The sequence below is a fragment of the Streptomyces sp. NPDC002446 genome (assembly GCF_053595675.1).
The window spans coordinates 1-26,375 of record NZ_JBSFYC010000089.1 but is presented as its reverse complement, the minus strand read 5'-3'; the positions used below and the strand labels follow the sequence as shown (position 1 = coordinate 26,375).

18 protein-coding genes are annotated in these 26,375 nt (G+C 73.2%); 9 read left to right on the top strand and 9 right to left on the bottom strand.

What is annotated here, in order from left to right:
* The first annotated feature begins 439 nt into the window (after positions 1-439).
* On the top strand, positions 440-991 hold the full coding sequence (locus ACWD6P_RS32825) for a pyridoxamine 5'-phosphate oxidase family protein (RefSeq protein ID WP_451447840.1): 552 nt from the start codon (positions 440-442) through the stop codon (positions 989-991).
* Between the two features lie 98 nt (positions 992-1,089).
* On the opposite strand, the gene ACWD6P_RS32820 is transcribed toward ACWD6P_RS32825, so the two are convergent.
* Together ACWD6P_RS32820 and ACWD6P_RS32815 are read right to left on the bottom strand one after the other, a co-directional pair.
* The gene (locus ACWD6P_RS32820) at positions 1,090-2,406 is read right to left on the bottom strand and encodes a Cmx/CmrA family chloramphenicol efflux MFS transporter (RefSeq protein ID WP_451447839.1); all 1,317 of its coding nucleotides are present in this window, start codon (positions 2,404-2,406) and stop codon (positions 1,090-1,092) included.
* Positions 2,407-2,473: 67 nt separating this feature from the next.
* A complete protein-coding gene (locus tag ACWD6P_RS32815) occupies positions 2,474-3,175 on the bottom strand; it encodes an HD domain-containing protein (RefSeq protein WP_451447838.1) in 702 nt (233 codons plus the stop codon).
* 126 nt (positions 3,176-3,301) lie between these two features.
* Here ACWD6P_RS32815 and ACWD6P_RS32810 point away from each other — a divergent pair, with 126 nt between their 5' ends.
* On the top strand, positions 3,302-4,021 hold the full coding sequence (locus tag ACWD6P_RS32810; protein WP_451447837.1) for a copper homeostasis protein CutC: 720 nt from the start codon (positions 3,302-3,304) through the stop codon (positions 4,019-4,021).
* Positions 4,022-4,088: 67 nt separating this feature from the next.
* Here the strand turns inward: ACWD6P_RS32810 and ACWD6P_RS32805 are convergent, their stop codons facing one another.
* Complete coding sequence (locus ACWD6P_RS32805; RefSeq protein WP_451447836.1) at positions 4,089-5,429, bottom strand: MFS transporter; 1,341 nt, start codon at positions 5,427-5,429, stop codon at positions 4,089-4,091.
* Between the two features lie 192 nt (positions 5,430-5,621).
* Here ACWD6P_RS32805 and ACWD6P_RS32800 point away from each other — a divergent pair, with 192 nt between their 5' ends.
* Positions 5,622-5,978: an ArsR/SmtB family transcription factor gene (locus tag ACWD6P_RS32800; RefSeq protein ID WP_451447835.1), complete on the top strand. Its 357-nt coding sequence runs from the start codon at positions 5,622-5,624 to the stop codon at positions 5,976-5,978.
* A gap of 37 nt (positions 5,979-6,015) precedes the next feature.
* On the opposite strand, the gene ACWD6P_RS32795 is transcribed toward ACWD6P_RS32800, so the two are convergent.
* Positions 6,016-8,175: a HelD family protein gene (locus ACWD6P_RS32795; protein WP_451447834.1), complete on the bottom strand. Its 2,160-nt coding sequence runs from the start codon at positions 8,173-8,175 to the stop codon at positions 6,016-6,018.
* Between the two features lie 369 nt (positions 8,176-8,544).
* Here ACWD6P_RS32795 and ACWD6P_RS32790 point away from each other — a divergent pair, with 369 nt between their 5' ends.
* Both ACWD6P_RS32790 and ACWD6P_RS32785 read left to right on the top strand, forming a co-directional pair.
* A complete protein-coding gene (locus ACWD6P_RS32790; RefSeq protein WP_451447833.1) occupies positions 8,545-8,757 on the top strand; it encodes a hypothetical protein in 213 nt (70 codons plus the stop codon).
* Between the two features lie 211 nt (positions 8,758-8,968).
* Entirely contained in the window at positions 8,969-10,291 is a 1,323-nt protein-coding gene (locus tag ACWD6P_RS32785) for a glycosyltransferase 87 family protein (protein WP_451447832.1), read from the top strand.
* Positions 10,292-10,731: 440 nt separating this feature from the next.
* On the opposite strand, the gene ACWD6P_RS32780 is transcribed toward ACWD6P_RS32785, so the two are convergent.
* A complete protein-coding gene (locus ACWD6P_RS32780; protein ID WP_451447831.1) occupies positions 10,732-12,384 on the bottom strand; it encodes a DNA repair helicase XPB in 1,653 nt (550 codons plus the stop codon).
* Between the two features lie 172 nt (positions 12,385-12,556).
* Positions 12,557-15,103, bottom strand: a complete 2,547-nt coding sequence (locus ACWD6P_RS32775; RefSeq protein WP_451447830.1) for a helicase-associated domain-containing protein — start codon at positions 15,101-15,103, stop codon at positions 12,557-12,559.
* A 142-nt stretch (positions 15,104-15,245) separates the two neighbouring features.
* Here ACWD6P_RS32775 and ACWD6P_RS32770 point away from each other — a divergent pair, with 142 nt between their 5' ends.
* Positions 15,246-16,553 carry a hypothetical protein gene (locus ACWD6P_RS32770; RefSeq protein WP_451447829.1) on the top strand — a complete coding sequence of 436 codons (1,308 nt, stop codon included), beginning with the start codon at positions 15,246-15,248 and terminating at the stop codon, positions 16,551-16,553.
* A 112-nt stretch (positions 16,554-16,665) separates the two neighbouring features.
* Here ACWD6P_RS32770 and ACWD6P_RS32765 read toward each other — a convergent pair whose 3' ends face one another.
* The 3 genes from ACWD6P_RS32765 to ACWD6P_RS32755 form a co-directional block, all read right to left on the bottom strand.
* Entirely contained in the window at positions 16,666-18,609 is a 1,944-nt protein-coding gene (locus ACWD6P_RS32765) for a trypsin-like serine peptidase (RefSeq protein WP_451447828.1), read from the bottom strand.
* A 148-nt stretch (positions 18,610-18,757) separates the two neighbouring features.
* Positions 18,758-20,362, bottom strand: a complete 1,605-nt coding sequence (locus tag ACWD6P_RS32760; protein ID WP_451447827.1) for a S1 family peptidase — start codon at positions 20,360-20,362, stop codon at positions 18,758-18,760.
* Between the two features lie 116 nt (positions 20,363-20,478).
* Complete coding sequence (locus ACWD6P_RS32755; RefSeq protein ID WP_451447826.1) at positions 20,479-20,991, bottom strand: hypothetical protein; 513 nt, start codon at positions 20,989-20,991, stop codon at positions 20,479-20,481.
* A gap of 418 nt (positions 20,992-21,409) precedes the next feature.
* Between ACWD6P_RS32755 and ACWD6P_RS32750 the strand changes: the two genes are divergently transcribed.
* The 3 genes from ACWD6P_RS32750 to ACWD6P_RS32740 all read left to right on the top strand — a co-directional run bounded on the left by ACWD6P_RS32750 (position 21,410) and on the right by ACWD6P_RS32740 (position 25,805).
* The gene (locus ACWD6P_RS32750) at positions 21,410-24,715 is read left to right on the top strand and encodes an ALF repeat-containing protein (RefSeq protein ID WP_451447825.1); all 3,306 of its coding nucleotides are present in this window, start codon (positions 21,410-21,412) and stop codon (positions 24,713-24,715) included.
* Between the two features lie 220 nt (positions 24,716-24,935).
* Positions 24,936-25,181 carry a hypothetical protein gene (locus ACWD6P_RS32745; protein ID WP_451447824.1) on the top strand — a complete coding sequence of 82 codons (246 nt, stop codon included), beginning with the start codon at positions 24,936-24,938 and terminating at the stop codon, positions 25,179-25,181.
* Between the two features lie 180 nt (positions 25,182-25,361).
* Complete coding sequence (locus ACWD6P_RS32740; RefSeq protein WP_451447823.1) at positions 25,362-25,805, top strand: NTP pyrophosphohydrolase; 444 nt, start codon at positions 25,362-25,364, stop codon at positions 25,803-25,805.
* Positions 25,806-26,375 lie beyond the last annotated feature (570 nt).

Here is a 26,375-nt window from a genome sequence, read left to right as displayed (position 1 = left end):
CAGAAGGGCGTCCAAGCCAGAAGTCACACTCAGGCCAACGGACGCCCTTCGCCATGGTCGCGGCCAGCACAAACATCGGACTCAATCATCTAGGGCGGCCCCAGGGCAACCCGGGGCAACCCGGGGCAACCCGGGGGTGCGGTCCGCCCTCCCCGTATGGCCGGTACGCGCCGGGCCTTCTGCGGTCCGCCCGCGCCGATGCGCCGCCTCGTACGCCGGGCCCCTGTATGCCCAGCGCCCGTATGCCCAGCGCCCGTATGCCCGGCGCCCGGACGTCCTGCCCCCGTACGCCCGGCGCCCGTACGCCCCGCCCCCCGTACGGCCCGCACGCGGCGCGTCGGAGCGGCGGGCCGATGGCGTGTCCCCGCACGATGGGCCCTGGCCGCGTGCCGTACCGACAGCACAAGCGGCGACGGCGGCGTACCGGAAGGGGACAGCCATGTCAGTCAGCGCACCGGGCAACAGAGAACCGGTCACGACCGAGCTCGATCCGAATTACAGCAGTGCGGACGCCAGGGCGACCGGCTGGTCCGCGGCCGTCGGCGGGATGTCCGAGGCGGAGATCTTCTGGCTCGCGACCGTCCGGCCCGACGGCCGCCCGCATGTCACCCCGGTGCTCGCCGTCTGGTCGGAGGACGCCCTGCACTTCGCCACCGGCCCCGGCGAACGCAAGGCCAAGAATCTCGCGGCCAACACGCACTGCGCGCTGACCACGTCGACGGCCGGCGGCAATGACCTGCATGTGGGCCTCGACGTGGTAGTCGAGGGCGAGGCGGTGCAGGTCGACGACGAGCCGACGCTGCACCGCCTCGCCGAGCTGTATGTCGAGAAGTACGGCGACGACTGGCGTTTCGAGGTCCGCGACGGGGCGTTCCAGGGCCGCGGCGGCCGCGCCGTCGTCTTCCGCGTCGAGCCCCGCCGGGCCTTCGGCTTCGGGCGGGGGGAGGCGGTGTTCAGCCAGACGCGGTGGACGTTCGACGGCGGGGCGTGAACGCACGGGCCGGCAGCGGCCGGGCGGGCGCACCCACGGGCGGGCGCGCCCGCGGGCCCGGCGCACGCCCGCGCCTCCGGGGCCCCGCCCGGCCTGGATCAGCGCTGGTCGGCGGCCTGCGGCTCCGGCAGGGGCGCCGTTGCCGTCGCTGTGGCTGTGGCTGTGGCTGCCCCCTTCGTCTTCGCCGTTGCCGTCGTCTTCGCCGATGCGGCGACGAGGTGGGAGCTGCTCGTCGCGCGGTGCAGCCGGAAGGCGACGGCGGTGGTGACGACGGCCACCGCCGCCAGCGCCGCGCCGGTCCAGGCCACGGAGCGGTAGCCCCAGCCCGCGCCGATGACCAGGCCGCCGAGCCAGGGGCCGAGGGTGTTGCCGATGTTGAACGCGGCGGTGGTGGTGGCACCGGCCAGCGTCGGCGCGGCGTTCGCCACGTTGAACATCCGCGCGTTGAGGGCCGGGGCCGTGGTGAACGCGGTCACCCCGAGCATCAGGGAGAGCGCGACGGCGGCGAACGGGCTGTGCGCGGTCAGCGCCAAGACGGCGAGCACGGCCGTCGAGGCGGATATGCCGCCGAAGAGCGTCCCGAAGAGGTGCGCGTCGGCGATCCGGCCGCCGATGAACGTACCGATCAGCGCGCCGACGCCGAAGAGCGCGAGCACCGTCGGCACCCAGCTCTCGGCGAGGCCGGCGGTGTCGGTCAGCAGGGGGGAGAGGTAGGAGAAGAGCGCGAAGACCGCGGCGCCGTTCATGGCCGTGGCGGTCAGCGCCAGCCAGACCTGCTTGTCCTTGTAGATGGCCAGCTCGCGGCGGAGCTGCGGGCGGTCGTCGCCGGTGGGCACGGCCGTACGCGGTACCAGTGCCACCACGCCGACCAGGCCGATCGCGGCGAGCCCGGCCACGGCCCAGAAGGCGGCGCGCCAGCCGGCGTGCTGGCCGAGCAGCGCGCCGGCCGGGACGCCGGCGATGTTGGCGATGCTCAGGCCGCCGACCATCACGGCCATCGCGCGGGCTCGCGCGGTCACCGGTACCAGCGAGACGGCGACGGCCGCACCGACCGCCCAGAAGCCGGCGCAGGCCAGTGCGCTGACGACGCGGGAGGCGAAGAGGACTCCGTAGGACGGCGCCAGCGCGCCCGCGACCTGGCCGAGGCCGAAGACGGCCAGCAGCGCGATCAGCGTCGTACGCCTGGGGAGGCGGAGCGTGGCCGCGGCGAGGACCGGGGCGCCGACCACCATGCCGATCGCGAAGGCCGAGACCAGCAGGCCGGCCTGCGGGATGGAGACGCCCAGGTCACGGGCGAGCGGCTGGAGGATGCCGGAGAGCATGAACTCGGACGTGCCGAGCGCGAAGACGGAGAGGCCGAGGACATATACGGCGATGGGCAGGCGGGCGCGGGCGGATGGTGCAGGTGCTGGCATGTCAGCTACTAACAAGGGTAGGACGGCTTACATTCCCGGCCGTGGTGTACAAGGCGCGAGAGATGGCTCACCCGCCGCCGAGGAGGTCCAGCTCCGTGGCCAGGTTGCGGCGCGCCAGGTGTTCCCAGCGGTCGTAGCCCCGGGGTGTCCTGAACAGGCGGGGCAGGGCGAGGAGTTGGCGCAGCACGGCGGAGCGGCCGGCGGCGAAGTCGGCGTCGGGGACGAAGGCGTACTCGGCGCGGACCGCGGCGGCGTAGGCGGCGTAGGCGGCGGGTGAGCCGCCGAGCACCGCGAGATCGGCGTCGCACAGCACCTCGCCGTCGGGGTCGTCGGGCGCCGGGTCGTGGGTGACGGTGAGCCGCACCAGGCGGGCGACGTCGGCGGTACGGGCCGCGCCGATGCCCAGTTCGGGCAGGGCGCGTTCGGCGAGGGAGGCGCTGCGCTCCTCGTTCTCGGAGCGGTCCGGCCGGTAGACCGCGTCGTGGAACCACGCCGCCAACTGGACGACGGGCAGGTCGTCGGCGTGCTCGGCCAGTTCGTCGATGCGCTGGAGGACCGCGGCGAGGTGCTCGACGGTGTGGTAGCGGCGCTGCGGTTCGCTCCACCGGGCCAGGAGGTTGTCCGCGTACGGGCCGGGGGCGGGGGCCGCTGCGCCGTGGGGGGCCGGGGACTTCGTGTCGCCGCGGGCCTCGGAGACGCTGGCGGCCCAGCGTCCGCGCAGCTCCGGCAGCAGGTCGGCGGTGTCGGCCGTACGGGGCACGGAGGTCATGCGCAACATTGTGCCGGAGCGCCGGTCAGCCCGTACGCTGGGATATTGGACTAGACCTGTTGTCGTACGTGGAGCTTTCCGGCGCCGGGCCCGCCCGCCGCGCCGCCGTCGAAGGATTGGGGTCATATGAGCAAGCGCGCGCTCCTGGAGGTGATCGCGCTCGGACCGCAGGACGCGGTGGCCGCTCAGGCCGGCGGTGCCGACCGTCTGGAACTCGTCAGCGATATGGCGGCCGACGGGCTCACCCCGTCCCGGGCCGTCTTCGCGGCGGTGCGGGCGGCCGTCGACATCCCGCTGCGGGTGATGCTGCGGGCCGCCGACGGGTTCGCGGCCGGTGACCTGGCGGCGCTGTGCGGACAGGCCGCGGCGCTGCGCGCGGAGGGCGCGCAGGAGTTCGTCCTCGGCTTCCTCACGCCGGACGGGCGCCCCGACCTCGATGCGGTGGCGGCGCTGGCCGAGGTGATCGACGGCTGCCGCTGGACCTTCCACCGGGCCATCGACCGGGCCGCCGACCGGGACGCGCTGCGCAAGGAGCTGGCGGGGATGCCGGGCGCCGCCGGGCTCGACACGTATCTGACGGCCGGTGACGCGAAGGGCGTCGAGGCGGGGCTGCCGGTGCTGCTGGCGGAGCAGGCGCGTACGGCGGCGGGCGAGCCCGGGTACGCGCCGCGGATCCTGGTCGGCGGCGGACTCGGGCTCGGCCACCTGCCGGCGCTGCGCGCGGCCGGTCTGGACGCGTTCCACATCGGCGGCGCGGCCCGGCCCGCCGGCTGGTCCGCGCCGGTGGACGCGGCGGCGGTACGGCAGTGGCGGGACGTGCTGGACGGGGACGGGGTGGTGGTCTAGGGCCTGCCCGGCGGGGCAGGGGCGGACGGGGCAGGGACGGACGGGCCCTAGCTAGGCCGGACAGGCCCTAGGGGTGGGCGGGGCTCCGTACGGGAGCGGCGGTGGTGCTCCCGGTGGCGGCGCCTTCCGTGACGGTGCCTTCGGTGGCGGCGCTCCCGGTGGCGGCGCTCCCGGTGGCCGTGCTCTCGCCGGTCGTGCTCCCCGGTTTCCCCGGTCCGGCCGCCGTGCTGTGGCCGGCGCTGCTCCCCGGCCCGGTGGCCATGGCGCCCGGGGCGGCCGTGCGTGTCGTGACGGCCGCGAGGGCCAGTGCGACCAGGGCCAGCGCCGTCGCGGCGAGCGGGAACCAGCGGTCGCCGAGGACGGTGACGGCGAGGCTGCCGGCGCCGCCCGCGGCGGCCACGCCCAGGTACAGGGCGCTGCTGTTGAGGGATATCAGCAGGGGTGCGCTGGGCGGGTCGATGGAGGCCAGGCGGTGCGGCAGTGCGACCGCGAGGGCCCAGCCGGCGAGCGGGGCGACGGCGGCGTAGAGCAGCGCGCCGGTCATCGTCGCGGAGATCCAGGGCAGGGCGAGGAAGGCCGCCGCGGCCACGCCGCCACCGGCGAGCAGGACGGCGCGGACGCCCAACCGGTCGACGGCCCGGCCGCCCAGCCAGTTGCCGGCGACCGAGGCGACGCCGGAGACCAGCATGATCAGGCTGAGCCGGCCCGTGTCGCCTCCGGTGGCGGGGCGTACCGCCGTACCGAGGTAGATGTAGACCGTGTTGACGGCCAGGAAGAACACCAGGGTGGTGGTCGCGGCCAGCAGGACGTGGCGGTTGCGCAGCGGGGCGAGGCGGGCGCGCAGGGCGGGGACCGCCGCCGGTGCCGGGAGGCCGCGCAGCAGGAGGGCGAGGCCGAGGAACGCCGCGGCACCCAGAGCGACCACCAGCCACATGGTCAGCCGCCAGTCCGTACGGCCGAGGTAGGTGCCCAGCGGGACGCCGAGCGCGGTGGCCACGGTCATGCCGCCGAGGACGGTGGCCAGCGCGCGGCCGCGGCGCTCCGGGGGGACGAGGGTGGTGGCGACGGCGTTCGCGGTCGGCGTGTAGAGCGCGGCGCCGGCCGCGGCGAGGACCCGGGTGGCCAGCAGGGTCGGGTAGTCGGGCGCTACGGCGCTGAGCGCGTTGGCGAGGGTGAAGACGGCCAGCGCGGTCAGCAGTAGCCGGCGGCGCGGCCACCGGGCGGCGGCGGTCGCCAGGACCGGGGCGAGCACGGCGTAGGACAGGGCGAAGACGGTGACCATCTGGCCGGCGGCCGGGACGGAGACGTCCAGGTCGCGGGCGACGAGGCCGAGGATGCCGGCCATCACCATCGAATCGGTGCCGACGGCGAAGGTGCCGAGGGCGAGCAGGAGCAGGCGGAGACGCACGGGTGTCCTTCCCAGTACGGGCGACGGGACAGGTGAGCGGTAAGTCGTAAGTTTGATGTGCGTCAAACAATAGATACTGTTTGATGGATGTCAAACAGGTTTGGGTAATGGGCGGGGAAATCCGGGGAGCGGGCGGGAAAATAGAGTGGGCCCGGTAAGGCCGGGTGAGTGGCGGAAGGAGGCTGTGCCGCCGTGGTGAGTGACGTCGGTGCGGGCGACGGCGAGGGCACGCTGCTGGAGCAGCCGGAGGCCGCGGACATCCAACTGGTGAAGGTGCTGCACGCGCTCGGGGATCCGACGCGGCTGCACCTGCTGCGGATCTATGCGAGCGGGCAGCAGTACGACTGCTCGTCGGAGCGGCTCGGCCTCGCGCATCTGCACAAGTCGACGGTGTCGCACCATATGCGGATCATGCGCGAGGCCGGGATCACCAGTACGCGGGCCGTGGGGCGCAACCGCTATGTGCAGCTGCGCCGCGCCGACCTCGACGCGCGGTTTCCCGGCCTCCTGGGCGGTCTGCTGAAGGCCCTTGAAGGGGAAGAGATCTAGGGCCTGCCCTAGGACGCGCTCCCTGTGGCGGCCTCAGTCAATGGGGCGCCACCGTACCCTCCGCCAACCGGGCGCCGCCGTCCGCCAGTTGTCCCGGCAGCGGCGCCGCATGGACCACCGTCAGACCGGACACCGGCCGGGTCAGGCAGACGTACAGGCGGCGCAGCCCGGTCCGGTCGTCCGGTTCGCCGTCGACGATCGCGGCCGGCTCGTCGAGGACCACGTAGTCGTACTCCAGGCCCTTGGCGAGCGTGGCGGGCACCAGCGTCAGCCGCGACCCGGCCGAGGTCTCCTCACCCGGGGCCAGGCAGGTCACACCGGCCGCCTCCAGGGCCGCACGCAGCAGCGGAATGCGGGCCTCCGCGGCGATCAGGCCGATCGAGCCCTCCTTCGACAGCGCATCGTCGCAGGCCGCCAGGGTCGCGGCGACCAGATCCGCCGGCTCGACCCGGCGGATCTCGAAGTCGCCCGCCGACTCGCGGATCGAGGTGGCCTCCGTCAGATCGGGCGCGATGGCGGGCAGCAGCCGGGACGCGTAGGCGATCACCTCGCGCGGTACGCGGAAGCCCTGGGTGAGCTCCTCGACGGCCGAACCGGGCTTGCCCAGATGGAACAGCGCCTCCTCCCAGGTGTCGGTGGCCCACGGCGTGGTCCCCTGGGCGATGTCGCCGAGGACGGTCGCCGAGCCCGTCGTACAGCGGCGGCCGACCGCGCGGTACTGCATGGGGGACAGGTCCTGCGCCTCGTCCAGGACGACATGGCCGAGCGAGTGCGTGCGCGTGACCAGATCCACCGCCTCGTCGATCAGCACCGCGTCGGCGGCCGACCACTTGGCGCTCCGCACACTGCGCGCCGGTTTGGCCCACAGGATCGTCTTCTGCTCCTGCGGAGTCAGGATCCCCTCGGCCTGCTCGGCGAGGAAGTCGGCGTCACCCAGCAGCCGCAGCACCAGCTTCGCCGGATCGACCGGCGGCCAGACGGCCTTGACCGTGGCCTTCACGGCGGCGTTACGGGCCACCGCGTCCTGCACCCGGTCGTCCGGGGCCTCGCCCGCCTGCTCCATACGGACGAGGACGGCATGCGCGATCCGCTGGGGGAGCGCCTCGCGGGCCGCGCCGTAACGGATGTCGCGCTCGGCCAACTCCCGGACGATCTCTTCGAGTTCATACGCCGGTACGCGCCAGCGCCGCGAGCCGCGCACCACCACGCAGGGCTCCTCGGGCATCGTGATGTGCGAACGGACCGCCCGCCGCAGGACCTCGGCCATCCGCGCGTCGCCCTTGACCGTCGCGGCGGCCGCCTCGTCGGTGCCGCGCACCTCCACATGCCCCACCAGGTCGTCGACCGTGGCCTGCTTGACCTCCAGCTCGCCCAGCGCCGGCAGAACCTGCTCGATGTAGTGCAGGAACGAGCGGTTGGGGCCGATGACCAGGGTCCCGGCGCGGGCCAGCCGCTCGCGGTGCGCATAGAGCAGATACGCCACCCGGTGGAGGCCCACCGCGGTCTTCCCCGTACCGGGCGCCCCCTGGACGCAGACCGTGCCGCCGATGCCGGCGCGCACGATCTCGTCCTGCTCGGGCTGGATCGTGGCGACGATGTCCCGCATCGGGCCGACGCGCGGGCGCTCGATCTCCGTCTGGAGGAGCCGGCTGGTGCGGGCCGACTCCTGCGGGTCGGTGAGGTGCTCGTCCTCGTACGCGGTCAACTCGCCTGCCGTATAGCCGAACCGGCGGCGCAGCTTGAGATCCATCGGGTCCTTCTTGGAGGCCCGGTAGAACGGCTGGGAGACGGGGGCGCGCCAGTCGATGACCATCGGGTCGCCGTCGGCGTCGTGGACGTGCCGGCGGCCGATGTAGAAGTTCTCCCCTTCCGCGCCCTCGGCTAGGTCGGTACCCGGTGCGTGGAGGTAGTCGAGGCGGCCGAAGAAGAGCGGGGTGTGCGCGAGGTCGGCGAGCGCCTTGATACGGGCGTCGATCTCGCCCTGGAGGACCTCGGCGTTGACCCAGTTCGCGGTCACATCCGCGATGTTGAGGTTCTCGGCGTCCTCGCGCATCGCACGCAGGGCGGCGCGGGACGCGGCGAGATGGGCCTTCTCGCGCTCGAGGGGGTGGTGGTCGGGTGACGGTGAAGGGCTGTCGGTGCGTAGCGCCGGCGTTGAGGGGTGGTGGTCGGGTGACGGGTGGGCGTGCGAGGGCACGGCGATGCCTCCGTTGGCAGGTACTGCGGCGGGCGCGCGCGGCGACGGTGCGCGCGGCAGGCCGGTGTGGGGACGCGGCGCAGATCATGCTCCGCGCTGGTCAGCGGGGTGACGCGAAGGCCGGCCGGTTTCCGACCGGACGGCGGCGCTCCTCGGCGGGAGGCAGGCAGACGCGCGAGTGTAGCCAGCGGCCGGAGAAGGCGCCAACGGATTTCTCACCCGCCGCGGCAGCCGTACCCGGGAGGGAGAACCCTGAGGGCCGTCGGTCTCCCGTAGGGGACGGGATGGGCCTGAAGTCTGATGTCCGGGCCGTGCGAGATGCGCCCATGGACCGATGTGCTGCAATCGCGTGAATCTCATCATGGAGACATGAGCAGCGCAGCGATTCCACCAGCCTCCGTCCCTTCCGCCGCACTCCGCCCCGCCGCCCGGGGCGCGACCGCCCTCGGCCCCGGCTCCGCCGGCGGCGCGGTGCCCGCGCAGGGGCATCGCCATTTCGTCGGCAACGCCCTCCGCGCGATCAAGGTCTTCGCCGGGGCCGCCTTCAGCGTCGCCGTCCTGGGCGAGTACGCGGAGGACTGAACCCGCGCCGGGCGCCCCGCCCTCAGCCGCCTGCGCCAGGACCCCACGCCTCCGCCAGGACCCCACGTCGCCGTCCGTCGCCAGGACCCCACGTCGCCATCCGGTTGACCGGAAACCGTTACGGACCGTCGGCCGCGATCCACTAGCGTCGCCGCCAAGGGCGCGCTCAGGGCGACGAGTCGACGAGTCAGGGTGACGAGGGGGAGCAGGGGTGTCTGCCGCCGACGGTACGCGGACGTGGACGTGGAGACGGACCTGGGCCCTGAGCACGGCGAGCCCCCGCCGACTGGTGCTCGCCGCCGTGCTGCTCGTGACGTCGTTCGCCGGACTGTGGGTGCTGTACCAGGTCCAGCCGATGCCGATGTCCGACATCGCGGTCTACCGCGCCGAGGGGGAGGCCGCCGCGACCGGCGGTGATCTCTACGGCCTCACGGTCACCAAGTGGAACCTGCCCGCTACCTACCCGCCCTTCGCCGCCCTGCTGTTCATCCCCCTGACCTGGCTCTCCCTGAGTGCCCTCAAGGTCGCCTGTGTGCTCGTCAACGCCGCCCTGCTCGTCCTGCTGATCCACCTCTCCTGCAAGGCCGCCGGTCTGCGCAAGGCCGCGCACTCCGCGCCCGTGCTCCTGGCCGTCACCGCCCTCGGCCTCTGGCTGGAGCCGGTCTTCCAGACGTTCGTCTTCGGGCAGATAAACCTCGCCCTGGCCTGCCTGGTCCTGTGGGACCTCTCCCGCCCGGACGGCGCCCGCTTCAAGGGCTTCGCCACCGGCCTCGCGGCGGGCATCAAGCTCACCCCCGCGATCTTCGCGGTCTACCTCCTGATCACCGGCCGGGTGAAGGCCGCCTGCACCACCCTCGCCGGGTTCCTGGTCTCGGCGCTGCTGGGCTGGCTGGCGCTGCCCGGCGCCAGCATCGAGTTCTGGACACGGCGGATGTTCGAGACCGGCCGGGTCGGCAAGGTGTGGATCGTCGACAACCAGTCGCTCCAGGGCCTGATCAGCCGGGTCCTGCACCACCCCGAGCCGGGCCTGCTGTGGGCGGTGCCGGCGGTGCTGACCGCGGCCGCCGGGCTCGCCGTGGCCCGCCGCGTCTGTCTGCGGCGCGGCCGCGACAACTGGGGCGTGCTGTGTACGTCCGTCACGGCGCTGCTGGTCTCGCCGATCAGCTGGTCCCACCACTGGGTCTGGTGTGTGCCGCTGCTCGTGGCGCTCGCCGCCCACACCCGGCGCAGCCCCTGGCGCCGGGCGCTGCTGGCCGCCGTCACGCTCGCCTTCACCGTCCGCACGATGTGGATCGTGCCGCACGCCGGCGATTTCGACCTGCGCTACGCCTGGTGGCAGCAGCCGCTGGCGGCCCCGTATCCGCTGCTGGGCCTCGCGCTGCTGGCGACCGCGGCCTGGTGGACGCGGCAGCAGGCCGCCGCGCCCGGCACCCCGGGATGCTCCGGCAGCCATATCCCCGCACCGAGGCCCACCGGGACCGGCCGGGAACTGCCGGGCCGGGCCCAGGGGGTGAGCGGTCGCGCCGGTACTTAGCGGTCGCGCCGGTACTTAGGGGTCGCGCCGGTACTTAGGGGCACCCGTGTCTAGGGGCGGCGGTACCTAGGGGCACCCGGTACCTAGGGGGAGGGGGAACAGATCCCGTAGGGGATGCGAGCGCCCCCTGCGGGGCCACAACGCGGCGGGCCGGGGCCTTATTCCGGACGGGGCGGGCAGGGGGCTCCGTTCCGACGGGGTGCCGAAATTCCGGCGGGACGCCAATTCCGGCGGGGCGCCGAAGCCGACGATCCCCGCGGGGCGCCGAGGCCCGGTTCCCGGCGGGGCGCCAAAGCCGACATCCGGCGCGGTGCCGAAGCCAACGCCCCTGCGGCGCCGAAGCCAACGCCCCCCGCGCCGCCGCCCCACCATTCCAGCAGGCCCCCAACCCCAAGCCCGCCCCGTCCCACGCGCCGCCCCGTCTCACGCGTCGCCCCCGCCTACGCGTCCTCGTCCGCCGCCAGTAGCTCGTCCGCGTCCACGATGCGGTAGGCGTAGCCCTGCTCGGCGAGGAAGCGCTGGCGGTGTGCGGCGAAGTCCTGGTCGATGGTGTCCCTGGCCACGACCGAGTAGAAGCGGGCCTCGTGCCCGTCTGCCTTGGGGCGCAGTACGCGGCCCAGCCGCTGGGCCTCCTCCTGGCGGGAGCCGAAGGTGCCCGACACCTGGATGGCGACCGTCGCCTCGGGCAGGTCGATCGAGAAGTTCGCGACCTTCGAGACGACGAGTACCGAGATCTCGCCCTCCCGGAACGCGTCGAAGAGCTTCTCGCGCTGCGCGTTGGTGGTCTCGCCCTTGATCACCGGCGCGTCCAGATGCTCGCCCAGCTCGTCCAGCTGGTCGATGTACTGCCCGATGACCAGCGTCTGTTCGCCCTGGTGCCGGCGGACCAGCGACTCGGTCACGAACTGCTTGCTGGCGGTGGTCGCGCAGAAGCGGTACTTCTCCTCCGTCTCGGCGGTCGCGTACGCCAGCCGCTCCGAGTCGGTCAGGTTGACCCGCACCTCGACACAGTCGGCCGGGGCGATGTAGCCCTGTGCCTCGATCTCCTTCCACGGGGCGTCGAAGCGCTTCGGCCCGATGAGTGAGAAGACGTCCGACTCGCGGCCGTCCTCGCGCACCAGCGTCGCGGTCAGGCCCAGCCGCCGCCGCGCCTGCAGGTCGGCGGTGAACTTGAAGACCGGGGCGGGCAGCAGATGCACCTCGTCGTAGACGATCAGACCCCAGTCCCGGGAGTCGAAGAGCTCCAGATGCGGGTAGACGCCCTTCCGCTTGGTGGTCAGCACCTGATACGTCGCGATGGTGACGGGCCGGATCTGCTTGCGCGTCCCGCTGTACTCGCCGATCTCGTCCTCGGTCAGCGAGGTCCGCTTGACCAGCTCGTGCTTCCACTGCCGGGCCGAGACCGTGTTCGTCACCAGGATCAGCGTGGTGGCCTTCGCCTGCGCCATCGCACCGGCCCCCACCAGCGTCTTGCCCGCCCCGCACGGCAGTACGACCACGCCCGAGCCGCCGTGCCAGAAGCCCTCCACGGCCTGCTGCTGGTACGGCCGCAGCGACCAGCCGTTCTCGTCCAGCTCGATGGGGTGCGCCTCGCCGTCCACGTACCCGGCCAGGTCCTCGGCGGGCCAGCCCAGCTTGAGCAGCGTCTGCTTGATCTGCCCGCGCTCGGAGGGGTGGACGACGACGCTGTCCGGATCCAGCCGCGCCCCCACCAGCGGCTGCACCTTCTTCGACCGCAGGATCTCCTCCAGCACCGGGCGGTCCGTGGTGGTGAGCACGAGCCCGTGCGCCGGGTGCTTGATCAGCGTCAGCCGCCCGTAGCGCGACATGGTCTCCGCGATGTCGACGAGCAGCGCATGCGGCACCGGGTACCGCGAGAACTGCACCAGCGCGTCCACGACCTGCTCGGCGTCGTGTCCGGCGGCCCGTGCGTTCCACAGGCCCAGCGGCGTCACCCGGTAGGTGTGGATGTGCTCCGGTGCCCGCTCCAGCTCGGCGAAGGGCGCGATGGCCCGCCGGCAGGCGTCCGCCAGCTCATGGTCCACCTCCAGCAGCAGCGTCTTGTCGCTCTGGACGATGAGGGGTCCGTTCACGCGCCTCGCCTTTCGCTTTCCGGTCGCCGTACGGCCCTCGGCCGCCGGCCCCGACCGCAGACCTCGGCCGCACCTACGGCCAAACGTCCAGTGTGCCGCATCGGGGCGGGGACCCGTTAGTGATGGCCGCCCTCCCTTGCGGGCAGGGGCGGTGCGGGGCCGGGGTGTCGCGTCAGACCGAGTCGTCCGCCAGTTCCGCGACGCCCGTGATCCGGTGCAGCGGGTAGGTGCGGACCTCGTCGGCGGTGTGGTCGTAGGCGGTGACGAAGCCGCCCTCGACGCGTACGGGGGCGATGACCCGCTGGCTGGCCGCGCCGTCGGCGTTGACGTAGCCGATCCAGACGGCGGAGCTGGTGAGCACCGCGGCCTGCATGGTGGCGAGGGTCTCGGCGGACGTCGTGCGGGGGAAGGCGCCGGGGGCCGGGGCGGGGGCGCGTACCGGCTTGCGTTCGGCGGTGGCGGCGAGGTCGCCGGCGCGGATGGCGCGTACCGCCGCCTGGAGGAGGGTGCGGTCGGGGGACGGCGGGCCGTCGGGGACCGGGGCGGGGGCGCTGCGCGGCGCGGTGCGGTAGGAGTCGGCGCGGGCGATCAGGACGTCGCCGGCGGCGGATTCGGCGGCCGGGGCGTAGCCCATCGCCCGCAGCCCGTCCAGGAGCTGCTCGGGGGAGGTCTGGGCGGCGAGCACGGTGGGGGCGAGGCGGCGCAGGCGCAGCGGGACGGCGCGGCGGTCGGCGAGGATCTCGGACAGCAGCGCGTCGTCGTCGCAGCGGACGTAGGCGGCGGCCGCGCCGATCCGCAGCTGGCCGTGCCTGCGGGCCACATCGTCGATGAGGTAGGCGAGCGGCTGGGGGACCGGCGTACGGGAGTGAGCGGTGAGGAACTCCTGGAGTTCGGCGGCGGAGCGGCCGGCGTCCAGGGCGCGGCGCACCGAGGCGGGGGTGAAGCGGTAGACCGTCGCACCGCCCTTGGACTCGACGTCGGCCAGTACGCCGAGGGCCTCGGCGAGCGGGCGCCGCAGCGGGCCGGGGGCGACGGCGGTCAGGTCCGCCTGGAGGAGGACGTGGTCGAGCGGCTCGGGCAGGAGCGGGGCGAGCAGGGCCGCGGCGCGGGACGCGGCGGCGGTGGCCTCGGCGGGGTTGGGGAGGGCGTCGGCGTCCGGCGCGGTGGGGTCCGCGGCGGCGATCAGGGTGCGTCCGTGGGTGGAGAGCGCGCCCCGTCCCGTCACGCCGAGCAACTCGGCCTCGGACAGGGCCCATTGGGCCAGGCGTGCGCGCAGGTCGTCGGCGACGGCGGCCGGGGAGCCGGCGGGGGACGGGGAGCCGGCGGGCGGCGGCACGGGGGCGGAGGTCTGGCCGGGCGCCGCCGGGGCCGCGGCGCCGCGCAGCGGACGCTCCCACCGCAGCCGGGAGAGCACCGCCGGCGCCGGTACGGACGTACCCGCCGGCAGGCCCGCCAGGAGGCCGAGGGCGCGGCGCCGGACCTCGGGCGCGGCGGAGCGGTCCAGGTGCGGGCCGAGGGCGGCCAGGGTGCGGCCCTTGGCGTCGGCGGAGCCGACCACGCCCGGGATGCGGGTGGCCGGCAGCCAGCCGGCCGCCAGTACCGCCCAGCGTTCGTGGTCGGGCAGCTGGAGCCACTCCTCGGCCGCCGGTGTGGCGGCGTAGCGCTCGTCGGCCTCGCCGTCGGAGGCGATCAGCCCGGCTGCGTAGGCGAGTTCGAGCCAGAACGCGGCGAGCTGCTCGGTGGTGTCCAGGGCGACGGCGGTCCGTTTGAGGTCGCGGACGCTCAGGCCCCCGGCGCGCAGGACCGGCGGCCCGCCCAGGTCCCACTCCTTGAGCAACTCCTCGACGGTCGCCAGCGCGGTGAACGCCTGGCCCGCGGCGGCGCTGTCCACAAGCTGTGGATCGCGCTGCGTCGTGGGCGTCAGGGCGGGCGGCACCGGCTCGGGGCTGCGGTGCGCGCGCCCGCCGCGCAGATGCAGCGCCGCCTCCCTCGGCAGGACGACGTTGCGGCCGCCCGCCGGGATCAGCAGGCCCCGGTCGAGCAGCCACTGCACCGGGGGCGCCGGCCGGTCGGTGACACCGCCGTACGGCGGGCCCCACAGCAGCTTGTCGAGGACGGCGACGGACTCGGCGGGCGCGGTGTCGAGCAGCGCCGCCATCCGCGCGCGGTCGCTGAAGAGCGAGGTCAGCGCCGCCACCGCGGAGACCGGGTCGTGGGTGGCGGGCAGCCCGGCCGCGGCGATGATCTCCTGGAGCCGTCCCGGCGACATCCCGGCGGTGGCCTCGGCGACGGTCGGGCCCAGGCCGGTCGGTGAGGGGTGCGCGGGGCTGGGTGTGAGCAGTTCACGCGCTGTGCGGACCAGCCGCAGCCGGTCGTCCGGCCCCCACACCAGCGCCTGCGCGCGCAGTTCGGCCACGGCCCGGGGCAGCTCGGCGGCCACCGTCTCGTCGCCGGCGTCCCCGCCCATCAGTGCGCCCAGCGTGCCGCGGGGACACGGGTCGGGCGCGACCGCCAGTGCCTCCGCGGTCTGCAGCGCGAACCGGTCGAGCCGCTCCACCGCGCGGACCACCGATGCCCGGGTCCCGGCCCGGGTCGCCAGCTGGGTGACATCACCCGGCACCGGATTGAGCAGGTCGGGCCGGGCCCGCAGCAGCGCGACGAGCCCGCTGTCGGTGCGGGTCCGGAGCTCCTCGGCCAGAGTGCGGGGAGTATCGGTCATTCGTCCTACGTTAGCGGGGCCGGGGATGCGGGGGCAGTGAGCACCGCAGGGCGCCGGTGCGCGGCGCCCCGGGCCTGCGGTCCCGCGGCGGGGCGAGGGGGTACCGTCGGGGCAGCAACCAGCGGACGCCGCAGGGGATTTCGTGGGGATCGAGAGCGATCAGCTCGTCTTTGACTATCTGAGCCGGGTGGGCGACCTGGCCCAGCAGCGGGGCCTGCCCGCCGCCACGCGGATGCGGCTGGTGACCGGGCTCCGGGCGCGGATAGACGGGGAGAAGCCCGACTCGGTGTCCGGCGCCAAGCGGCTGCTGGCGCGCCTGGGGACGCCGGAGGCGGTGGTCGCACAGGCGGCGGGCGACCCGCAGGCCGCCGGGGCGCCGCCGCCCGCCGCGCCGTCGCCGGACGGCGGTCCCCCGGCGCGGTGGGCCGCCGCGCGCGAGAAGCTCGGCGGTCTGTCCTGGCGCGGCGCGCTGACGGGCCGGGGGACCGCCGGGGGGCATCCGCCGGCGAACGGCGCGGCGGGCGCGAAGGGCGCGGCGGGCGGGGCGTCCGCGAAGGGCAAGGCGTCCGCGCACGGCAAGGTGCCCGCTCCGCGGGAGGGTGCACAGGGTCCCGCGCCGGCCGTTCCGGTGCCGGACGCCGGTCTGCCGCCGCACCTCGCGGGCGCCGACGAGCTGGGTGACGCGCAGGACGCGCCCGACTGGTGGCGGGTGGAGTCGTCGCCGTTCGGTCCGGGCGAGACCGTGCCCGGATTCGTCGGCGGGATCGAGATCCCCGAGATCTGGGACCGGCCCGAGCACGCGGACACGAAGGACGGGAAGGACGGGAAGGACGGCGAGGCCGGCGGGGGGCGCACCGGCGGCGGGGGCGGGCCGCTGTCGCTGAGGAAGCGCGGCGGGGCCGGCGGCGACGGTGACACGGCGGAGGGCGCAGGTGCGGAGGCCGCCGACGCGGCGGACGGACAGGGCCCGCCTCCCGGGCTGCTGCGCCGCGCGCTCGCCCGCCGGCGTGCCGCGGCGGCCGGCGCCAGGCCCGTCGGCACGGCCGGTGAGGACGACGAGGACGACGAGAGCGGGCCCGAAGCGGCCGCCGACGCGGCGCTTCCGCTGCGGGCCTGGCTCAGCCCCGTCCCGACGCTGGCGGTCCTGCTGCTCGTGGCAGGCGCGGTGCTCGGCTCGTGGCTCGCGCTGGCGGGAGGCTGGGCGCTCGCCTACGTGTCGCGGCGGCTGACCCCCGCCGAGGCCAAGTTCGCGGCGCTGGGCGTGCCGGGGTCCGCCGCCGGCGGCCTGGTGGTCTGGCTGTGGGGCCGCTTCGACGGCCGCTGGGGCGACCCGATCGCCCAGGGCCGCCTGGGCCAGGAGCTCCTCGACGGCCTGCCGGTCATGGCCCGGGCCGCCGCCGTCGCCTCCGCGCTGTTCCTGGTGTGGCGGATGCGACGGGCGGCGCGGTGAGCGCGGACGGCCGGTGACGACGGCGGGGCCCGTTAAGGCGGCGGGGCCGCTGGGGGCGGCGGGCCGGTGAGGGCGGGCGCCCGGCGAGCCGCCCGCCCCGCGCGCCGGGGCGTCAGGGGCCCGGCTTCGGGATGAGCGTGCGCTCGCGGCCCAGGCCTCTGCCGCTGGAGTCGGGATGGAGGGTGAGCTTCCCGTCCGGCCAGCGGGCCACCACGTCGTTCGCCCGGCCGTCGCCGCCGAAGGCCCCGACGGCCGTCATGGCGACACCGCGCCACACGGACTTCGGGGGCCGCAGCCGCAGCTCCTTCTTCAGCTGCGCTCCGGCGGCGTCCTCGAAGACCGACACCTCGCCGTCGACCCAGCGGACGAACAGGTCCTGGCCGGCCGACGAGGTGAAGTCGCCGGCGACGACGTCCCGGGCGTAGGTCCAGGTCCTGCCGGGGCCGATGAGCCGCTTCTCGCCGTGCAGGCCCCTGCCGTCGACGTCGGGGAAGAGGCTCACATGGCCGTCGGACCAGCGCACCAGGAGATCGTCGGCGCGGCCGGTGCCGCCCGTGAAGCGGCCCGCGGCGATGCCGTGCGCACGGGTCCAGAAGCTGCCGCGGGGGCGCAGCCGAATCTCGTTGCGGAGCTTGGCGGTCTCGTCCACGTCCTTGTAGAGCGTCACCTCGCCGTCCGACCACCGGACGACGAGGTCGCTCGTCCCCGTACCGGTGAAGTCGCCCGCGGTCATGAACGACGCGTGCTTCCAGGTGGAGTTGGGCCCCTCGAGCCGGATCCCCTTGCGCAGTCCGTACGTCCCGTCGCCCGGGTACAACGTCACCTCGCCGTCGGACCACCGCACGATCACATCGCGGTTGCCGTCCCGCTCGGAGGAGCTGTGGAAGCGCCCCGTGGTCATCACCGTGGCGTGCTGCCAGGTTCCGGCGTCCCCCAGGGGGTTCGGGGCGTCCGGCTGCTCCCCGTTCACCGCCTGCCAGTACAGCCGGAACACGTCGTCGTCGAACTGCGAGCTGTATGACGTGTGGTCATAGCGCCCGCCGGTCTGGTAGCCGCCGATGACGCCGACGAGTCTGCCGCGCTTGCCGTCGAAGTTCTCCAGGAACGGTCCCCCGCTGACGCCCGACCGGAATCCGTCGCACTGGATCTCCATGAAGCGGCCCTGGAACGCGCGGGTGTCGTTGGTGCACCGCAGCGGTGTCTTCTGGCCGCCCGGATAGCCGGCGAGCGTCACGCTCCTGCGCGCGAGCTGCGCGGCGGGGACGGACGTGAGCTCGTTGCCGCGGCCGGTGGCGTCCTCCAGCAGCTGCCCCTGCGCGTTCGGGCCGACGCGCAGCAGGGCGAAGTCCACATCGTCGTCCGGCTTCGCCTGGCGGTAGCGGCCGTCGATCCAGACCTGGCCCGGCTTCATCGGGAAGATTCCGTACGGAGTCTCGCCCGGCCGGCCCGGCTTGGTGGTGCCGGCACGGTAGCCGGGGACGAACGCGACACGGCTGTAGGGCTTGTCGCTCTTGAGGCAGTGGGCCGCCGTGATGACCAGGCTCTTCGTGGGGGAGGTCACGGAGGCCGCACTGCAGAACTGGTTGGCGCTGACGGCCCCGTCGTCCGTACGGATGAGGAAGACGCCGACGGTGGCGATGGCTTCGTCCACCGCAGTGCTGGGTACGCGAAGGGAGCGCTTGCGGCGGTCCGGCGGAGCCTCCTTTGCGGCGTCCGGGGCGTCCGTGGTGTCCGGCCCGGCGTCCGTCCCCGCGGCACCGCCGCCCCGTGTCGGGGCTCCGGCCTTTGCGGGGGCGTCCTTCGGGACGGCCGTACGGATCCGCTCCGGCGTCCAGTAGCGCTGGGTCTCCTGCGCCAGGCGGATGTCCTCGGCGGTCACACCCTCCGAGCGGCCGGAGTCCGGTGCGGGGGCGGCCGGGGAAGCGGCCACCGCCGGCCCACCGCAGACGGCCATCGCGCAGACGGCCACGACCAGGGCCCGCACCCACAACGCGGATCTGCGTACGGACGTGCCTCGGATCGGCGACGCCGAGGGTATGGGACGTAGGGAATGCATGGTTCTCATCAGGACTTTCGTCGGCGGGGCTGGATCCCCGACGTACGGAGGAAGGGACGGTGTGGTGCCGTTGCCGGCGAGCTCCGGCAACGGCACCACCTGGTGGCCGGGTAGCGAGCGACTGCCGGCCACCCTGGCCGATCCGGGCTCAGCCTTCGCCGACCAGCCTCAGGTAGCGGTGCGTTCCCGCGGCGTCCACGCCCGGGTAGAGGCCGAGGTTCCCGTTCTCCCACCGCACGAGCACGTCATCGGGGCGCTTGTTGTCCACGAAGGCTCCGGCGGTGACCACGGTCGCGGCCTTCCAGTCGGACTTGGCCGGCCGGATCCTGGTCTCGCCGTGGAAGCCCTTGGCGTCCACACCGGGGTAGAGGGTCGCCTCACCGTCCACCCAGCGCACCAGCAGATCGCCGGTGCCCTTGCCGGTGAACTCGCCCGCGCTGATCTGACGGGCGTACGTCCAGGTCTTGTTCGGCTGCTGAAGCGCCTTCTCCGCGCTCAGTCCCTTGGCCGGCAGCTCCTGGTACAGCGACACCTTCCCGCTCTGCCACACCACCAGCAGGTCGTCGCGCTGAGCATTGCCGGTGTACCGGCCCACGGTGAGCGCCTGGGACGACTTCCAGGCCGTGTTGGGCTTGCGGATCTTCTTCTCGCCGTGGAAACCCGTGGCGTCCACACTCGTGTACTGGGTCAGCTCGCCGTCACTCCAGCGCACGACCAGGCCGTCACCGCGGCCGGCGCCCTGGAACTGGCCGCCGGCCATGAGCGTGGCGTGCTGCCAGGTGCTCTTCGGCTTGGCGAGCTGGTACTCCGCGCTGAAGGGGTAGCGGGCGTCCTTGTCGTCCGCGCCCTGGTAGAGGGTGACCTCACCGTCGATCCACTTCACGATCAGGTCCATGTGCCGGGTGCCGCCGGCCGAACCGCCCGTGTAGTAGCCCGAGGCCATGACCTGCGCGTACTTCCAGGGCGCGGCGGGGAAGGCCGAACGGTAACGCACCTTCTGCACCCAGTCGCCGAGGCCGTCGACGCGGGCGGAGACCGCCCCCTTCCGAGTCTCCGACGGGTCGGTGCCCAGGCATCCGCCCTGCCAGGAGGCGCTGTTGACGGCGGCCAGCTCCACGCGCCCGCCGGTCTCCCGCAGCGCCGGGCCGCCGGTGTCTCCCTTGCAGAGGGCGCCGTCCGCCGGGGTCCTGGGGCTGAGGGCGACCGATCCGTCCTGCACGGAATCCACGGTGAACGCGGCACCGCCCAGCCGGTCGGGGACCCACACGGACCCGGTACGGCCGAAGCCCGCGGCCTTCAGCTCCTCGCCCTCCTTGGGCGCGGCGCTTGCGACGGCCACCGGGGTGACTCCGCTCACCGGCTTGGCGAGCTTCGCCATCACCAGGTCACGGCCCTTGTAAGGGACGAGCTCGGCAATGTCGGTAACAGTGCCGGTCGTCTTCGTGAGATCGGTACGGCCGACGGTGGCGGTCGTCTTCCACCTGGGCGCGCCCTCAGCGACCTCGAAGCCCTTGTCGGGGTCTGCCGCGAAGCAACTGGCGGCGGTGAGCACCCACTGCTTGTCGACCAGTGCGCCGGAGCAACTGCGCTTACCGCCACCGATATCGAGCTGCGCCGTGAACGCGTACGTACCGTCCTTGACGGCTTCACCGGCCACCGCATGGGCCGGGGCGGCGGTCAGCGGACCCGCGGCTATCGCGGTGGCGAGCATTCCGGTCATCCACGCCGCTCGGCGTGGACGTGTGCTGAGCATGTATCCGATTCCTCAATCACAGAAGACAGAAGGGTGCAGAAGGGTGTGTCGTCGCCGCATGACCGGCCGGATTCCACCACGGTGTTTGTCTCGCGGGGGAACGAATCGCCGGCTGACTACTTGCTGGTGATGATTTCGACCAGCGTGTGTTCGCGGCCCGCGGGGTCGGCGTTCTCGCCGATGCCCTTCCAGGAGTTCTTCGGAATGTCGAAGGACTTCCGCTCGTCACCGACCGTCATATTGACCTTGGCTTTGTAGTCGTTGCTCTGCACGCCACCGACCGACGGAACCTCCAGGGAGAGGTAGCCATTGTCACCGGTGACCTTGAAACAGAAATCCGCGCGGTCACGGGCGACGAACTTCAGGAGATTCGGTTCGCTGCCGCACTCGGCGAGGAGGATCCTCCCGTTGCCGCGCTTCAGCTTGAGGCCCTTCTCCTTGAAGATCTTTTCCGCATCCGGGTACGAGAAGTCCTCCACCGCGCTGGGGGGCCGCTCGGCCGAAATCCGGGCCGAGCGCGGTGCGTCAGCACGGTCCACGGCGCCGGCGGCTCCCGTGATCAGGAGGGTGCTGCCGGCCAGGGCACTGCCGAGCAGACCGACGGTCAGGAGGCGTGGGGATATCCGCATCGATGGCTCGCGTTTCAGTTGATGAAGGACCTGAAGGGGCAAAACACCCCGCACCGGAAGGACTATCACTTCACGCCGAGAGGGCTCAAATTGACGTTTTGTTATCGAAGCGTCATCTATCCGCATCTTGATGCCTTTTACCCCCCTCCGGCCTCACCTCACCGGCCGTCAACTCTCCGGGATCGCGGGGGAGATGGCGCGCGCCCATCGGCACCCTCCGGGCGCTGACGAAGCATCGAGATCGCCTTTATGTCCAGATTACTTGCGCTTTATCTGTGTGATCATGCTGCCCGGATGTGCGGCCGCGCTCCTCGACCTCAGTGACGAGATCCCGAAGGGGGAAGCACCTGACATGAGACCGTCCAACGCGTCGCGCCAAGTGCGCCATACGCGCGGCAGGTTCACCACTCTGGTCACGGTGACCACGGCAGCGGTGATGTTCGGTACGACCGCGGCCCACGCGCTCCCCGCGCAGACCGGGGAGGCGGCGCTTCCGGAGAATGCCCGGGCCCAGGCCGTGCAGGCGTGGAAGGCCGGCGGCACAGCGGTCAAACGCGAGGCCGCCAAGGCGCTCACCGGCTCGACCGACGATCTGAACACGTTCCTCGGCGGGGCGCTGCACCGCGCCCGGGTCGAGGACGCCCGGTACGCCATCCTCCAGACGATGGCGGACGCCGGCAAGGGTGTCGCCACGGCGGCCGACAAGGCGCTGTCCGGCTCCGACGAGGAAGTCCTCGCCTTCGTCAAGGACGGCTACGAGAAGCCGCTGCAGGACGACCGGCGCTTCGCGGTCCTGCGCGCCATGAACGGGGGCGGCAAGGCCGTCAACCGCGAGGGCCAGCGCGCCCTCGACAACGGCACGCCGGAGGCTTTGGACACGTTCCTCCGGGAGGGCCTGACGAAGGCCGCTCATGAGGACAACCGGTTCGAAGTGCTGCGGGTCATGAACTCCGGCGGACCTGCCGTGAAGAAGGCCGCCGAGCGCGCCTTGAACGGGGACGACGGTGACATAGCCGAGTTCCTGGAGCGCGGCCAGGAACTGGCCCGGGCGCGCGACCAGGAGAGGATGACGGTCGCCCAGCTGGCCCAGGTCGCCACCGCGGCCGGCAAGAAGGCCAAGGCGGAGACCGACGCGGCGCTGGAAGCCTCCGCCGTCGCCGACAAGGCCGCGGCGCGGGCCAAGAAGGCCGCCGAGGAGGCGGCACGGCAGACCGCCGAGGCCAAGTCCGACGCGGACCGGGCCGGCCGCTCCGCCACGAAGGCCGCCCGGGCCGCCGAGGGCGCCGCAGCCGCCGCCCGCACCGCCATCCGCGCCTCCAACAACGCGGTGGCTGCGGCCCGTACGGCGGCCCGCGCCGCTTCCAACGCCGCCTCGGCCGCTGCCGCCGCCAGCCAGGCCGCGTCCCGCGCCTACCGCGCGGCGAACGCCGCCGTGGCGGACGCCGGCCAGGCCAAGGCCGCCCGGCAGGCCGCCCAGCAGGCCCGGGACGCGGCGGAAGGTGCCCGTACTGCCGCGGCCGCGGCCGACCAGGCCGCGAATGCCTCCGCCGCCGCCGGCCGCTCCGGCGCCGCAGCGGCCGGCGCCGCCCGTAATGCCGCCGCCGCGGCCGAGGCCGCCGCGCAGTCGGGCGCGGCCGCCGGCGCCGCCAAGGCCGAGGCGGCCCACGCCAAGCGCGCGGCGGCAACGGCCCGCGCCGAGGCCAACCGCGCGACCAGCGCCGCCAACAGCGCGGTGTCCCTGTCGAACCAGGCGGCCGGCGCCGCCCGTGCGACCCGTACGGCGGCCAACGACGCCGCCAGGCACGCGGACGCGGCGGCCAAGGCCGCCGACAAGGCCGCGAACGAAGCGGGCAAGGCCCAGGACGCGGCCGACACGGCGAAGAAGAACGCCGCTGCCGCGCTCGACGCCGCCAAGACGGCGGACACCGCGACCAAGCAGGCCACCACGGTCTTCCACGTCGCCCGCGACGCCGAGAAGAAGATGCTGGAGGCGGACCTCACCGCGTCGCTTGAGCAGGCGCGCAACGCCAAGCACTTCGAAGACGACATGAAGTCGGCCCTCGTCAAGGACGAGACACAGGCCTCCCAGACGGACAAGGAGACCAAGCAGCTGCTCTCCGAGGCCGGCGGGGAGCTGGGCAAGGACGACCGGGGTGCGGTGCGGACGGCGCGCCGGGCGGCCGTCAACCTGCTGTCGAGCACGGGCACATGGACCCGCGCCGCGGCCGAGGAGGCCCTGTCGGGCTCCGATGCGGACGTGACGGCCTGGATCAGGCAGGACCGGGTCGCGGCCGAGCATCAGGACGACCGGGAAAAGGCCGTCTACTTCAGCCAGATCGGTACCCCCAAGACAGCGGCAGCCGCCCAGGCCGCGCTCGCCAAGGGCCCCGCCGAGGTACAGGCCTTCCTGACCAAGGGGGCCTTCGAGGGGCAGAAGGAGGAGTACCGCTTCCAGATCCTCAAGATCATCAATGACGCGGGCAAGGCCGTGAAGGCCGCCGCGACCAAGGCGCTCGACGACGGCTCCGCCGAAGCGCTGCACTCCTTCCTGACCGAGGGCTACGCCAAGGCACGGGCCGAGGACGACCGCTTCCAGGCCCTGCGGCAGCTGGAGCAGGGCGGCCCCACCATGAAGGCCGCCGCGCAGGTCGCCCTTGAGGGCACGGACACCATGCGCCGCGTCTTCGTCGAGCGTGCCCAGTACCGCGCCGCCCAGGCGGACCAGGACGCCGCGGCCCACGCCGCGGCGGTCCAGGCCCAGATCAGCATCGCGGCCAAGGCCACATCCCAGGCATACGAGAACGCCGAGACCGCCTTCGAGGCGGCGGCCCATGCCCAGGGCAAGGCGGACGAGGCCAAGAAGTACGCCACCAAGGCCAGGGCCAAGGCCAAGGAAGCGCAGGGCCACGCCAGCCGGGCGAACGAGTTCGCCGACCAGGCGGACAAGTCGGCCGCCGACGCGGCCGCCTCCGCCAAGAAGGCCAAGACCGCGGCCTCCAAGGCCCGGGGTGCGGCCCGCCAGGCCAACTACTCGGCCACCCAGGCCACCCGCTCCGCGCAGCAGGCGGTGGCCTCCGCGGCCGGCGCCCAGGCCTCGGCCAGGCGCGCCAAGGCGGCCGCTGCAGAGGCCGGCAAGGACGCGGCGGCCGCGCGTGCGGCAGCCGGCGAGGCCAAGCGCATCGCCCAGCAGAAGCGCGAGGCCGAGCAGCGTGCCGCCGTGGAAGCCGCACGCAAGAAGGCCGAGGAGGCCGCGAAGCAGAACCAGCGGCCCGAGAACGACGCCAAGAACGACAAGGCCGAGCGGCCCGACATCAATGACGCCGGCAAGGGCGAAAGCGGCGACAGCTGCCCGGCTGACAAAAAGGATTGGTGTGAAGGCGCCGATTTCCTGAGTCAGGCCAGCACCTGGACCGGCTGGCTGGCGGCGGGCGCGAACCTGATTCCGGCCCCGGGCGTCGCGCAGGCCGTCAGCGGTGTTCTGGGCGGCGTGTCCCTCGTCACCGGTATTGGCAGTTCCGTCTTCACCGGTATCGCCTACGGATTCACCAGCAAGGAATTCTTTGAATCCTCGATCGGCACCGCCGTCGGCTTTGCCGGTGGCAAGTTCAAGGACGCCGTCTCGAAGGGTACCGGTCTAGTAAGGTCGGCAGGAACGAAGGCCAAGGAGGTCTTCGGCGACGCCGCCGGTTCGATCTACTCGGGCATCACCGGCTTGTTCGGTTAGCTGACCCGCATAAACAGCTGGACTGTGGGGCCCGCGCGCGGGCCCCACAGTGGTTAGGAAGAGCACGTTGCACGCCCCTCACATATCTCAGAGCGTCTGGTGGGTCATCGCCGTCATCGCGGTGGTCCTCTTCGTCGCCGTCTGGCTTCCCATGATGCCGACGTCCAGGTCCAGGAACCAGATTTCCCTCATCCCCGTTGTCGGAATAGTTTTCCTGACGGTGCTCGGAAAGCTGCGAGGGCACAGCCTCACAGAACTGCTCTCCATGTATTCCACCGGGCTCCTCGCGCTGACACTGGGTGTCCTGGGCCGCCGCGAAGACATGCGAGTAGCGGTGAAGCAGGGCGAGGACCCACTGGGCACATCGGCCAGCAAGGCGGCCGAGGCGACCAAGAGGCTCACGGTGCAGCTGCTCACCGCAATCACCGCGGCATTCGTACTGTGGGCGTGGCTCACGTGGGGTTAGCCCCTGAAATCCCTACAACGGCGTGATGACACCCGCCCTTTCCCGCAGTCCCCCTGGTGGATCATCTCCGCCTTCGTGACCCGGCACAGCGCTGTCCGTCGCTGTCCGTCCACGTACAGCGCTGTCCGTCCTCGTACAGCGCTGGAGCCGGCACCGGGCCGGGCGTGGGAGGGTGAGGCCATGGATTCCTTGGTCATCGTCGATGCCGCGAATGTCGTCGGCTCGGTCCCCGACGGCTGGTGGCGGGACCGTCACGGCGCCGCGGAGCGACTGCGCGACGCGCTGCCGGCCTACGCGGAGGACGGGCTGCCGGGCCTGGTCGCACCTCCCTTGGAAATGGTGCTGGTGGTCGAGGGCGCGGCCCGGGGGGTGACCTCGATCGAAGGCGTACGGGTGGTCTCGGCGTCCGGCAGCGGCGACGACCGGATCGTGGAACTGGTCGCGGACGAAGCCAACGGCCGGGACTGCCTGGTCATCACCTCGGACCGCGGCCTCCGCGAACGCGTCCTGGCCCTGGGAGCCCGGGTCACGGGACCCCGCGCGGTGTGGGGCCGCGGGGGCCGACACGGCGAGGGCCGGCACAGCGGGGGCCGCCACGGCGAGGGCCGCCACGGCGAGGGGTGACCGGCGAGGGGTAGGCCTGGCCTTGGGGCAATCCGGCGGGAGGTACGGTGCCGCTCCGCCGGGCGCACCGTGAGCCCGAGCGCATCGTCAGTGCACGAACGCACCGTCAATCCGAGTGCACAGTCAGCCCAAGCGTTTCGTCAGCCCACGAGCGCACCGACAGCCCGAGTGCACCGACAGCCCACGAGCGCACGGTCAATCCGAGCGCACCGACAGCCCCAGTGCACCGACAGCCCACGAGCACACCGACAGCCCCCGTGCGTCGCTCGCCCGAGTGTGTCGTCAGCCCGAGCGCTCGTTCGCCCGCGAACGCATCGTGCCTCCGCCAACGCATCGTGGGTACGCCAATGCATCGTGCCTCCGCCAACCCACCCTGCGTACGCCAATGCACCGTGCCACCGCCAACCCACCCTGCGTACGCCAACGCACCCTGCCCCCACCGGAATACCGCCCCGCACCGCCGCGTTGAGGCCCTGCAGGGGGCGCTCGCGTCCCCTAGATGATTGAGTCCGATGTTTGTGCTGGCCGCGACCATGGCGAAGGGCGTCCGTTGGCCTGAGTGTGACTTCT